Source organism: Nitrobacter sp. CN101, assembly GCF_055390255.1.
This window is the reverse complement of record NZ_AP038833.1, coordinates 3012944-3024065: the sequence shown is the minus strand read 5'-3', so window position 1 is coordinate 3024065 and position 11122 is coordinate 3012944. Positions and strand designations below refer to the sequence as shown.

Here is an 11122-nt window from a genome sequence, read left to right as displayed (position 1 = left end):
GATTCGCGGGCTATAAACTGACTGATCGAGGTGGTTGGTCTTCAAAGGATCGCCAGCTACTACGCGAGGGCCGATCTACTTTTCGAGGGCGGGTCGGTCCCGCTTTTCTCTAATACTGCACTGACCGCGTAGGACGCGCGGCTCCGAACGGAGCCCGTCCTGCCATGAAGTGGCCAAAAGACAATCAATCCGATCTGATCGCGTTCTATGGCGTGCCCGGCTCAGACGTCGAGCGGCAGCTCGTTAATGTCGTGCCGCCTTTCCAGATGTATTACGACGGCGAGCCGATCAGCCGTATTCGCTTTCATCGCAAGGCGGCGAGCGCGCTCACTGCCGCGCTGAATGAGATTTGGGACCACTACGGCCGTGATCAGGGCAAAATCGATGCCCTCGGCATCTCGAAATACGCAGGCACCTACAATCCCAGGAAGGTTCGCGGCAGCGCCACCAAGTGGTCAAACCATGCCTACGGTGCGGCGATCGACCTAAACGCCGGGGAGAACGGGTTCGGCAAGGGCCACGGCACCATGCCGCAGCCAGTTATCAATGCTTTCAAGCGCCAGGGCGCGCGTTGGGGCGGTGATTACCGCGGCCGCACCGATCCCATGCACTTCGAATTTTGCGACGCGAGCGGTTATCCGGGGCCTGTCGGGCTGATGGACATGCCGCAGGTCGATGGCGACAGCGACGGCGGAGCCATCGATGCGCCCGGCAAGCCATCGTTTGCCAAGCGCGCGCGCAATTGGCTGTTCGGGCTCTCTTCAAGCGGCGGCGGCCTTGGTTTCTTGGGCTATCTGACGAGTTGGCAGGTGGTCGCCATTTTGTGCGGCTTCTCGTTGCTCATTGCGATCCTGATCGTTTGGTTCATGGGGCCAGACAAGGTTCGCGCTTGGGTCGGGAGGCAAGTGAACTGATGGGCCTCTCCATAAAAGGTATCGCGTACGCTGTCGTCTTGGCGATCGTTATCGGTGCATCGCTTTACGTGGCTCACCTTTACGACAAAGCCGGCGATTTCGACGTGCTTTCGGCTGAGGTTAGCGCCCTCGAGGTGAAATACGGCTGCGACAAGCGGCCGATCACCGCCGAGCGGGAATTGCAGGCGTGCCTCGTCGCTCGCGAACTCGACGCTGAGAAGGCGCACCGCGAGGAGATCGCGCGCCAGCGGGACGAAGCGGCAAAGGCTCAAGAAAAACTCGATAAGGATAACGCGGCTGCGGAGAAGCGGCAGCAAAGTGAAGCCGCAATTCTTAGTGCGGCGCCGGCGGCGGATGACGGCCCGGTGCCGAAGGTGCTGCGGGACGCATGGGCGCGTGAGCGCAGGCGGTTGGGAGTGGCGAAATGATGCGCTTCTCGCTTCTCGCCATCGTTGCGTTGCTAGGCGGGTGCGCTCACGCGCCGGCGCCTGAGCCCGTCAACGTTACCGTTTCGGGCCCGAAGTTCTCGCCCTCCGCCTTCACGTGCAAGGGCGATGCAGTCCCGCCAGATCCTTCCAAGGTTGCAGACAAGGCAGGATCGGCCGCCGGCGGCTATGAGGCCGCGCAGCGCGCCGTCGCTGCTGATTGCCGCAACAAGCTCAATGCCGTCGGAGCTCAAGAGCGCGCGGCGGGCAACGTCATCGAGCCGGGGGCAAGACAATGAGCGAGGCAAAGCGGTTCGATGACTTGCCCGAGCGGACCAAGGATTTCCTGTCCAATCTACGTGATGACGAGATCGACACTTTGAGCGACGGCATCCGACTTGTTTCTGCGATCCGGACGGTCGGCACTTTCATCAAGTGGGTCATCGTCGGGCTGATCGGCATCCTCGCCGGTTTCGTCATGGTCGGGGAATCGATTGCCAAGATCGCATCATGGCTGCGCGGAGGAGTGTCATGATCCGCCGCTTTGTCATTCACCTTCTGATGCTGTTGCTCGCGGCTCTCGTGCTGACGTCTAATGCCGATGCGCGGCCGCGGCATCATCGGCACCATATTCCTGACATCGGGAAAATGGATTCGAACCTGCAAGGTTTTGTTGCAGGTTGCCCCATTCCGATCTTCGGAAGTTGCGGAGTTGCGCAATCGCGCAACTACCGCCAGCGTCGCATCCCCCCCGGCCTTCACCGCGTCATGGTCGAAGGTGCGGGAAGGGTGGTCGGCCATCCGCCTGGCTGTCCGGCGCGCGCATTTTGCGGCTGTGGGGCTTCCGTCGAGCGTTTTGGGCGCTCCATTCGGTCCCTTTGGCTCGCGGCCAACTGGCTGAAATTTCCGCGTGCTGAACCTGCGCCTGGCCGGGCTGCTGTACGGCGTGACCGGCATCATGTCGTGATCCTACGCCAGCATGTGCGCGGCTCGATCTGGATTGTCTACGACGCGAATTCGGGCCGGCATCGCACGCGCATCCACCCCCGCTCAATTGCCGGCTGGGCGATCGTCGATCCGAGGGCGAATTCATGAACCGCCATCGGTGCCTCCTCGCTCTCTCCGTATGGGTCGGCTTTGGCCTTCTGTGCCTGCTCGGCGGATGCGGCCCGGACGGGCCGACCGAGGCTGACATGGCTGGCTGCGCTGTGCGCAGCGGTGGCCCGCCGATCTCCGTTCGCGAAGTTGCCGATTGCGCTGTTGAGCGCGCTGAAAGGCATGATTCCTCAACCTCCGGGAGCCACCAACATGGCGAATCTGCACATCACTGAATATCGGGAAGTCGGACTACGCACCGATATGATGGTGCCGATCGCCCGTGAGGGAGACGACGTTGTTCGCCGCGCAGCTATCGATTTCTCCGGGGGGGAGGTCGTATCGGCCGCTTTCGGGGCCGACACTCGGTTTGTCGAGATTTGGGCTGATGCCGACTGCCTCTATGCCGTCGGCAGCGATCCTGATGCTTCCGTAGCCGGGACGCCATTGACGGCGAAATACCCCAAGCAATTCGTCGTGCGGCCTGGCAACACCCTTTCGGTTGTCGGGATCTAACGATGCTTGGTCTCGGTCTCGGTCTCGGCTTTGTGGGAATTCTGGCGGCGCAAGAAGCCGTCCCTCCTGGCGACCCCGTTACGATATTCGCAGCCGATCCCGCCCTGGACACAAACGATGCAAACTCGGAAGCGTGCTTCCGAGTCGTGTGCACATTGACGGAAGACATGCTCGATCAGTTTCGAGTGTCCGTCCAGCCCGGCAATGGACAGCTAACTATTAGCCACCTTAGCGCTGGGGAGAGAACCGCAGATGCGGCCAAGGCTGACACTATAGCCAAACCGCAAGAGCTATTATTTTCGGCGGCTTCCGGCTTCTCAGGAGCTACTACACTTCAAACAAGTGACTGGACGGATAGCGGAGCGCTGTCTTCGCTGGTTGCTGGAGACGAGATTGTTATCATCTTTCGAACTGGCAGTTCAGGACAAGACTCACAAAAATATAATGCTGCTGCCGTCGGGGCGAGTGCTTACTTCAAGGCCGACCCAACCGACGGCTACTGGAATGATGCTGTAGTCGCGGATTTCACCAGTGTAGGGGGCGGCGGATATAATTATTGCATTGCGTCGATTGAAACGCGAACCGGCGGCACCGGCGGCGGCGGCGAAGACACTAACACCAATATCCCCATGAACTTCGATGATCCGATGTTCACGGGAATGACCGAGCTTACTGCACCTATTTTCCTCGGCAACGGTGACAATCTATCCCGAACAAGCATTGTTGAATCTAGCGGCGACTCGACCATCGTTTGCGAGGGCAACAACGACGTTAAATACTGTCGGGTCGATAGCCGTGAATGTGTCCGCATCACTGCCGCACAGCTTCTGATCGATCACTGCTATCTGGAAGCAACCGGGTCGGGAGAAGACCACGCCGATGGTCTTCAAGCCTATGCTCCGGGCACTCGAAATGGCGACGTTCTAATTCAATATACTCACATCGTTGCGCACCAAACCGCTGCGACAGCAGGACTCTTGGTGGGAGACGATTGGGGCGGCTCGATCACACTGAAGAACGTCATATTTAATGGCGGTCCTTTTGGGCTTCTCGTGTTCAGCGACGCTGGTTGCCAGATCAACCTGTCGCTCCAAAATGTCTACTTCGTTGGACCGTTTGGGGCTGAGGGCGGTCCATTCTCTTTTTCGGACGTTGGCGGCGGGACACACACTATCCTGCAATGGGATAACGTGTGCGAGGCGACCATCGTTGATGGCGTGTTGATCCCTGGCGCTTTGATTTCACAACCAGCATAACGGAGGACTAAAATTGGCTGATCTACCAGTAACTATGATCGTCGGTGGCGTTTCCTACGCCGGGTTATTGCAGCCCGTAGCGGTGCCCGAGTCGCCGCCTGAGCCGCCAGTCACGCAGCCCGAGCCGCCCGTTGTATCGGGCAGTATCCCGCTTTCATTCGATGACGCTCGCTTTGCCAGCAACACCAAGTCGGGACCGACCGGTACAGAAAACGGCGGAACGACCGCGAACAAAACCATCGTTGATTCGAGCGACTCGGTTTCCTTCTGGATCGGGGATGGCGGTGGCGCTATCCGTAACTGCCGCTCGCGGTCGCGCGAAGGCATCCGTGTCGGCGGCGGTGGCTCTGTGGTGATCGATAGCAGCTATATCGAGGCCAAGGGCATTGCCGGCGACCATGCGGACGGCCTGCAAACCTACGCTCCCGGCAAGCGCGGATCAATCACGGTTCGCAATACGACGTTCAAGTGCGCCTCCGACAAGAACTCGACAGCCGGGTTCTTTGTCGCAGACAACTGGACCGGCGCGATCGACTTTGAAAACGTCGTTTTTTGTGGCGGTCCCTACGGCTGTCGCATCCATCCCGACACGGGCGGTGACAACATTCTCCGCTTCAAGAATGTCTTTTTCGTCGGTCCGTTTATGTACGGCGCAATGAGGATGGAGGACGCGGGCGGGCATAAGAACAAGATCGAGCTTTGGGAGAACGTCCGCGAGGCGACCATCGTTAACGGCGCTCTCGTGCCCGGCAATCTGATCCCAAGACCGCTTTAAGGCGATCGCCTCGCCTTAATAAACGCCTTGTCGTTCCCGACGATGCCACTTGCATAAGGAACCCGGAAAACCTTTCCGGGCTTCTTGCCGTTTAGCCTGGCCTCGCCTTTGTATGTCGCCTGGGGCTTCTCGCCGTTCCACGTCCCGCTTTCTAGCCCGTAGTGGTCACTGCACTGGATGAAGGTGAAGGCGCACCAGACGATCGCCAAAGCCTTCCGAAAAGTGCGACAATGCTTCGGGTTTGCTGGGCTTTTGGAGGGGTGAATCGGCGCATTTTTCTTGTCGCACCGATTGATATTAAAGGCTTTCTGCGGCCCTGCCACTCCTGCCAGTGAATTCAAGTGCTTAGCCGTTGGCCTTGTCGAACGAATTGGGAACCTGGACCCAAGAAGGGTTCAAGACCCCAAAAACCCGGTCGCCAATCCCGCAATTGCATCAGATAGCTTTGCGTCCGCCGTCTTGGACCTTTTCCGCTTTGTGTAATTTCGGAGCAGGGTGGCCGGGTCGTCGCCGATTCTCTGCGCCACGGTGTGCACAGGGATCCCGGCATCGAGCAGCGCCGTGGAATGGATACCCCGCAGGTCGTGAAATCGGATGCGACCGAGACCGATGCTCTCCGCGCGGCGGACGAAGGCCTGTGACACCGACCGGGGAATGCGCGGCGCTGTGAACGAAAAGTCCTCGCCAGGCTCGGGCGGGTTCGGGAATATCAGCGCACCAGCGGGCAACCGGATTAGCGATAGGTCAACGCCAGCCCCATCCGGAAGCCCGGCAGAAAGGCGCTGATGCGTTTCCCTCAGCTTGAGCAGCAAAAGACACCGTGGCGTCGTCTAAATCCACTGTGCGTAGCCCGCGCGCCGTTTTCGGCAGTTTCAGACGCAAGCCGAACTTCTTCGTCGGCTCCCAGGCTCTCTCAATGCGCAGAGTCTTGCGACCAGAGTCGAGGTCGGACCATCGAAGGGCCAATATCTCGTTGCGCCGGGCACCAGTCGCGGCCGCAACGGCGACGATGGGGAAGATAGTTGACGACCTGAAGCCACTGATCAGCGCGGCCAGCTCGACCTCCGTGAGACCTTCGCCAATATCGCCACGTTCATCGTCCGCGTTCGTGTCGTCCGGCTGGGAAACTACCTCGGTCGGAATCGCCTTGACCGAAGGAATCTGTTCAACCCGCAGCATTGGGTTGGCCACCAGCAAGCCCTTGCGGGTAGCGGTCGCGAGACTGGCGCTGAAGACGACGTGAACGTGGTGCACCGCCCGCACCGGGCCGGCATTGGCGGGGTACCTTTATGCCACCTGGTGATCGGCCGTCGGGGCGGCAAAAGCCTCATCATGGCGCTGATCGCTGCTTTTCTGGCCTGTTTTTTCGACTGGAAGCCGTTCCTTACCGACGGCGAGCGCGGTGTGATCATGATCATTGCCGCGGATCGCCGGCAGGCAACCGTCATCTTCAAGTATCTTCGTGGGATGATCGGGATTCCGCTGCTCTCCTCGATGATCGAACGAGAGACCCTGGACACGATAGAAATCTCGAACTCGATCACAATTGAAATTCAAACTGCCTCCTATCGAACCATCAGGGGACGAACCGTAGTCGCCGCATTGGCAGATGAGCTGGCGTTTTGGTCGGATGAAACCTCTTCGAACCCTGACGTCGAGATCATCAACGCGCTAAAGCCGGCGATGGCCACCATCCCTAAGGCGATGCTGATTAAGGCGAGTTCATCCTACGCCCGGCGCGGTGCATTGTGGAACGACTTCCGCAAGCATTTCGGGAAGGACGATAGTTCGACGCTGGTTTGGCAGGCCGACACCAGAACGATGAACCCGACCGTTCCGCAGTCGTTCATCGACGAGGCCTATGCGAACGATCCGACAAATGCCATGGCCGAGTACGGGGCCCTGTTCAGGTCCGATGTTGAATCGTGGATTAGCCGCGAAAGTGTCGAGCGTTGCGTCGTGCAAGGCCGTTTTGAACTCCCGCCGATGAAAAACGTCAGCTATGCGGCCTTCTGTGATCCGAGTGGTGGCTCGGCGGACTCGATGACGCTGGCCATAGTTCATAGAGAGGGCGAGAAGGCAGTTCTCGATGCGGTACGCGAGGCTCGGCCTCCGTTCTCTCCAGAAGCGGTCGTCGAAGAGTTTTCAAGCCTGCTGAAGAGCTATGGCATCAAGCGCGTGATCGGCGATCGGTATTACTCTCACGAGCTGGCAAAGCTGGAGATCTCGACATCAGGCTCGTTCCTAACAACCAAGCGCGCCGACGCGGGCCCATGGAAACCCACGCTGTCAACATCGTCGACCGCATGATCCGCCAACAGGCCTTCCGCACACGACGTTGACCCTGCGAACGATTACCGAGTCTGAGGGCAACAAGGCGCGCTCATCGCTGACACCATCGAGGCGGTTTCGGACGTCATTCGTCACCATCCGCGCTGGGCGAATCTGGGTCTTGAATGGCTGGCCGCCTTCGACAAGATCGCGCTGATTGAACTCAGGCGCAAAGTGAAAGCTGCGAAAGTGGAGCTGCTGAGGGTCGGAATCGCAACGCTGATTTGCGTCGAGCTGGAAAAGATTCTCGGACCGTCCGTGTTACCGAAACCGCCGAAACCGGTGAGGGTCAAGGCCGAGCCGAAGCCATCGCGGGCGATCACGCGGATCCCAGAAATCGAAAGAAATATCGCGCTGGGCCTGCAGCTACTCGAGCTCAGAGCCAAGATCAAATCACACCGCGAGTTCGGTCGAGCACGCCGCCGGCTGCTTGACATCGATACTCAGCGCGCCGGGCACCTCATGGCAGTGGTCAGGGCTTTTGGTACCAAGCCTGAAGTCTATCGGCGATTGAGCTGGAAGGCGCTTTGCGACATGTCGTCACCGTCATTCCCAGTTGCCGCGCGGGACGCGCTGGAGCGCCGCATTATCGCCGGCGAGCGCATCCGCGCGCCCGAGATCCGGGCAGCCCGCGGAGCGCTCAAGGCCGGCAAGCGCGGATCCCATCATGCGAAGGGGTCCGTGCTGGATTCCGTTAGCCTTATAAAGCTGCTCGCGCCCTCGAGCGATGATTTGAAGTCGCTTGCAGAGCTCGGTTTGGTCACCGTGGATGACGATAAGCTTGTCCTAACGGAAGCAGCAAACCTGGCGATTGGCAGCCCTGAATAGAAAACCCCGCCGAACTGGAGGCCCAGCCTGGACTCGAACCAGGATATGAAGCGCTTGCGACGCCCCCGCGTAGCCATTCCGCCACCGGGCCGCACACATATTCCGAGGTATTCCCGGTGGGTCCAGCGGCCGTTCAATGTAACGTTAATTTCGGCATCCGGCCTGGGCCTGGGCCAGGCCGCTCATGTGCTAACTGGTTAGATACGCTGATTTAGCTCAGTGGTAGAGCGGCGGCTTCCAAGCCGTAGACCGATGTTCGATCCATCGAATCCGCTCCATGCCCATCAATAGAAAACCCCGCCGGAGCGGGCTTGTCTGCCGGAACGCAAGAAGAGCCATGGTGGCAAAGCGGAAGTTGGCGCGCGGGATCAGTGAGCGCCTCGGTCACTGCCGTCAAATTTGCTTGGAAATCGGAGTGAGCTGTGTCTATTTGTTTGAGCCGGCACTGTCCGGTCCAGGAATAGAATCATCTTCTTAGCCCCGCCGACGAATAGCGGGGCTTTTTTTGCAACTGCGCGCGGCGTCAACAATTCACCCGAATGTGGCAGACCCGCTACAGCCGCACCCGAGTTCTTACCTTTAGAATGGACGCGATCGATCGTTTCCAATTAGAGGTTTCCTCATGAAAAAGTTTCTTCTAGCGACCGCAGCCGTGCTGATCAGCGCGTCGGCTGCCTCTGCCGCCGATCTCGCGGCTCGCCCCTACACCAAGGCACCGGCCTACGCCCCCCCTGCTCCGATCTACAACTGGACCGGCTTCTACATCGGTGGTCACATCGGCGGTGCTTTCGGCGGCAACAACAACGTCTTTGCGCCGGGCTTTGTCATCAACAACAACAACGACGGCCGGTTCATGGGTGGTGTGCAGGTCGGCTACGATACGCAGTTCTCGCCGAACTGGGTATTCGGCATCGAAGCCAACTACAGCTTCCTCGACACCGGCAGCTTCTTCGCCAACCGGGGCCTCGGTTCGGTCACCGGCCGGCTCGGCTACAGCTTTGGTCCGGCGCTGCTGTACGTCAAGGGCGGCTATGGCTGGGCTGACTCGCGCTACACTAACGGTTTCGGCGGCAACGGCGGCCGTGACGGCTATACCGTCGGCGGCGGTCTCGAATACCTGTTCACCCAGAACTGGTCGGGCAAGGTCGAGTACCAGTACTACGATTTCGGTACTGTGAACTTCGTCGGTCCGGCTCCGGCTTTGGTCGCCGGCAACTTCCGCAACGACCAGCACACCATCAAGGTCGGCCTGAATTATCGCTTCAACTGGGGCGCCCCGGTCGCACCGCTTGCCCCGGGATACTGATCACTCCTGAACCTCTCGGTTCTGAAATAGAGAAGGGTCGGCATCTGATGCCGGCCCTTTTTGCTTTGTTTGGATCTGGATGCACGAAAGCGGGACCTATAAGCGACCAGCTCGAATGTCGCGCAGCACCCAGCGAAGCCTAATCGCGATATCAACGGGCAGATCGTGAAGAGATCTCGGCTCCGCTGGTTGGCCGTCACTCATCTCATCCTCTTGCGCGTCCGCGGCAGCGCCTTATCCACGAGCGTTAGTGTCATCTCGAAGTTCTTCCGCAGCGCGTCTACATCTTCGCTGTCCCTTGCGGCCTGCGCCAGCGTCTTGATGTTCTTCAGAGCTGCGACCAGATTGATCACCTGCTTCTGCATGGCGGGGTCGCCGACGTCGCCTCCATCGCTTTGGCCCATTGCGTCCGGCTGCCTCGGTTCCAAACGCAGCGCTGGCGGGGTTTCCATACTCTGTGCGGAAACGATACTTTGATGAGGAGTGCATATTCCGCGCATAACACGCTGTTTTACGTATGGAGGAACGAGGCTGGTGTCGCCGTTCGTCTTGAGCCACTGATTGAAAACATCGGCATACTCAGCAGCGATCTTTTCTTCAGCGGCATAGCAGGCCTGTAAGTCATCATAGACCAGATTTGTTTGAATTGGCGTCGTCCCCATCGCCATCATGACCAATGCCCATTTCATCGCTGGGCTTCCTCCCTATCAACGCTTCAGCGCCCTGCATCCGGCGGCTTCGGCTATTTCTTCGCATCGCTAAGCTTGCAACTCGAGATGAGTTGAGAAATCGCCTCTTTGATCCCGCGAGAATTGAACAGGCCTTCGTGGAAATTCTTACCGAGAACGGTAACGACCACGGCGATGGTTGTCTTAGCCTCTCGTATCTTTTCAAATAGCGAAGGCGATGATGGCGCCGATGATCGGGAGGACGTGTGCGAGGACGAAGGTGCCGAGCACGACGGCTGCGAGCCCGACGTGGACGGTGAGCCCAGCTTGGGCTGGACCGTTGACGGTACCATAGGGAATAGCGACGGCATGGATCGTGAAGCCGGTGGCAGCTCGGTCACCGAAGCCCATCGGCAGCGATACAAGTCGTTCGACCGTTACGGCGCCCACCGCCGCGAGAGGGGTGTCGATTCGGTGCGGAGTTACGGCTTCGATCGCCGCTTGGTCAATCTGTCGGATCGCCAGCACGCGGCCATGGCGCCCCGTGTCGATCGGGAGGAGGTACGGATATAGACTTGGCCGCTATGAGAGGCCCGCCGGTCCGCCGGCGGGTTGGTTTTGGCATGGTTGTCGTGCTTCAAATTGTATCTCGCCGTGATACAAACATTATTGTGAAATGTATCTCGCCGTGATACATTTATGCCAATGATCAAGAGCTTCAAGAACGCCGAGACCGAAGCCGCTTTCGAGGGTGAAGCCCGGAAAGGCTTTCCGGCCAATTTGCTCAAGGTTGCGCGCCGCAAGCTGCAAATGATCGCCGCGGCGGTGGTTCTCGAGGACTTGAAGGCTCCTCCCGGGAATCGCCTCGAAGCGCTCAAGGACGATCGGAAGGGGCAACATTCCATCCGCGTCAATGATCAGTACCGGATTTGCTTTATCTGGACTGACGGCGGCGCAAAAGACGTCGAATTTGTCGATTACCACTGACGGGCGGCTGGATTGCCGCCT

Annotated in this window: 16 protein-coding genes and 2 tRNA genes; 13 read left to right on the top strand and 5 right to left on the bottom strand. The window is 59.2% G+C overall.

Annotated features, from left to right (window positions below):
• The first annotated feature begins 164 nt into the window (after nucleotides 1-164).
• The 8 genes from ACZ5IL_RS15275 to ACZ5IL_RS15240 all read left to right on the top strand — a co-directional run bounded on the left by ACZ5IL_RS15275 (nucleotide 165) and on the right by ACZ5IL_RS15240 (nucleotide 4981).
• Nucleotides 165-914, top strand: a complete 750-nt coding sequence (locus ACZ5IL_RS15275; protein ID WP_464592758.1) for a M15 family metallopeptidase — start codon at nucleotides 165-167, stop codon at nucleotides 912-914.
• Nucleotides 914-1342, top strand: a complete 429-nt coding sequence (locus ACZ5IL_RS15270; RefSeq protein ID WP_464592756.1) for a hypothetical protein — start codon at nucleotides 914-916, stop codon at nucleotides 1340-1342. The genes ACZ5IL_RS15275 and ACZ5IL_RS15270 overlap by 1 nt, the downstream gene beginning before the upstream one ends.
• Nucleotides 1339-1638 carry a hypothetical protein gene (locus tag ACZ5IL_RS15265; RefSeq protein ID WP_464592754.1) on the top strand — a complete coding sequence of 100 codons (300 nt, stop codon included), beginning with the start codon at nucleotides 1339-1341 and terminating at the stop codon, nucleotides 1636-1638. Before ACZ5IL_RS15270 ends, ACZ5IL_RS15265 begins: the two co-directional genes overlap by 4 nt.
• The gene (locus ACZ5IL_RS15260; protein ID WP_464592752.1) at nucleotides 1635-1874 is read left to right on the top strand and encodes a hypothetical protein; all 240 of its coding nucleotides are present in this window, start codon (nucleotides 1635-1637) and stop codon (nucleotides 1872-1874) included. Before ACZ5IL_RS15265 ends, ACZ5IL_RS15260 begins: the two co-directional genes overlap by 4 nt.
• Complete coding sequence (locus ACZ5IL_RS15255) at nucleotides 1871-2434, top strand: hypothetical protein (RefSeq protein WP_464592750.1); 564 nt, start codon at nucleotides 1871-1873, stop codon at nucleotides 2432-2434. Before ACZ5IL_RS15260 ends, ACZ5IL_RS15255 begins: the two co-directional genes overlap by 4 nt.
• 213 nt (nucleotides 2435-2647) lie before the next feature.
• Nucleotides 2648-2950: a hypothetical protein gene (locus ACZ5IL_RS15250; protein WP_464592748.1), complete on the top strand. Its 303-nt coding sequence runs from the start codon at nucleotides 2648-2650 to the stop codon at nucleotides 2948-2950.
• A gap of 2 nt (nucleotides 2951-2952) precedes the next feature.
• Nucleotides 2953-4206, top strand: a complete 1254-nt coding sequence (locus tag ACZ5IL_RS15245) for a hypothetical protein (protein WP_464592746.1) — start codon at nucleotides 2953-2955, stop codon at nucleotides 4204-4206.
• A 13-nt stretch (nucleotides 4207-4219) separates the two neighbouring features.
• On the top strand, nucleotides 4220-4981 hold the full coding sequence (locus ACZ5IL_RS15240) for a hypothetical protein (RefSeq protein ID WP_464592744.1): 762 nt from the start codon (nucleotides 4220-4222) through the stop codon (nucleotides 4979-4981).
• Here the strand turns inward: ACZ5IL_RS15240 and ACZ5IL_RS15235 are convergent.
• Nucleotides 4978-5322 carry a hypothetical protein gene (locus ACZ5IL_RS15235; RefSeq protein ID WP_464592742.1) on the bottom strand — a complete coding sequence of 115 codons (345 nt, stop codon included), beginning with the start codon at nucleotides 5320-5322 and terminating at the stop codon, nucleotides 4978-4980. The genes ACZ5IL_RS15240 and ACZ5IL_RS15235 overlap by 4 nt on opposite strands.
• 403 nt (nucleotides 5323-5725) lie before the next feature.
• Entirely contained in the window at nucleotides 5726-6178 is a 453-nt protein-coding gene (locus tag ACZ5IL_RS15230) for a site-specific integrase (protein ID WP_464592740.1), read from the bottom strand.
• Between the two features lie 42 nt (nucleotides 6179-6220).
• On the opposite strand from ACZ5IL_RS15230, the gene ACZ5IL_RS15225 reads away from it, so the two are divergent.
• Together ACZ5IL_RS15225 and ACZ5IL_RS15220 are read left to right on the top strand one after the other, a co-directional pair.
• Nucleotides 6221-7291 carry a terminase large subunit domain-containing protein gene (locus tag ACZ5IL_RS15225; RefSeq protein WP_464592738.1) on the top strand — a complete coding sequence of 357 codons (1071 nt, stop codon included), beginning with the start codon at nucleotides 6221-6223 and terminating at the stop codon, nucleotides 7289-7291.
• Between the two features lie 195 nt (nucleotides 7292-7486).
• Entirely contained in the window at nucleotides 7487-8140 is a 654-nt protein-coding gene (locus ACZ5IL_RS15220) for a hypothetical protein (protein WP_464592736.1), read from the top strand.
• Between the two features lie 15 nt (nucleotides 8141-8155).
• On the opposite strand, the gene ACZ5IL_RS15215 is transcribed toward ACZ5IL_RS15220, so the two are convergent.
• Nucleotides 8156-8231: transfer RNA gene (locus ACZ5IL_RS15215), tRNA-Ala, on the bottom strand.
• A 114-nt stretch (nucleotides 8232-8345) separates the two neighbouring features.
• Between ACZ5IL_RS15215 and ACZ5IL_RS15210 the strand changes: the two genes are divergently transcribed.
• A tRNA-OTHER gene (locus ACZ5IL_RS15210) sits at nucleotides 8346-8418 on the top strand.
• 344 nt (nucleotides 8419-8762) lie between these two features.
• Nucleotides 8763-9446, top strand: a complete 684-nt coding sequence (locus ACZ5IL_RS15205; RefSeq protein WP_464592734.1) for an outer membrane protein — start codon at nucleotides 8763-8765, stop codon at nucleotides 9444-9446.
• Nucleotides 9447-9646: 200 nt separating this feature from the next.
• On the opposite strand, the gene ACZ5IL_RS15200 is transcribed toward ACZ5IL_RS15205, so the two are convergent.
• Entirely contained in the window at nucleotides 9647-10135 is a 489-nt protein-coding gene (locus tag ACZ5IL_RS15200) for a hypothetical protein (RefSeq protein ID WP_464592732.1), read from the bottom strand.
• A 201-nt stretch (nucleotides 10136-10336) separates the two neighbouring features.
• Complete coding sequence (locus ACZ5IL_RS15195) at nucleotides 10337-10642, bottom strand: hypothetical protein (RefSeq protein WP_464592730.1); 306 nt, start codon at nucleotides 10640-10642, stop codon at nucleotides 10337-10339.
• A 177-nt stretch (nucleotides 10643-10819) separates the two neighbouring features.
• On the opposite strand from ACZ5IL_RS15195, the gene ACZ5IL_RS15190 reads away from it, so the two are divergent.
• On the top strand, nucleotides 10820-11101 hold the full coding sequence (locus ACZ5IL_RS15190; protein ID WP_464592728.1) for a type II toxin-antitoxin system RelE/ParE family toxin: 282 nt from the start codon (nucleotides 10820-10822) through the stop codon (nucleotides 11099-11101).
• Nucleotides 11102-11122: the final 21 nt, after the last annotated feature.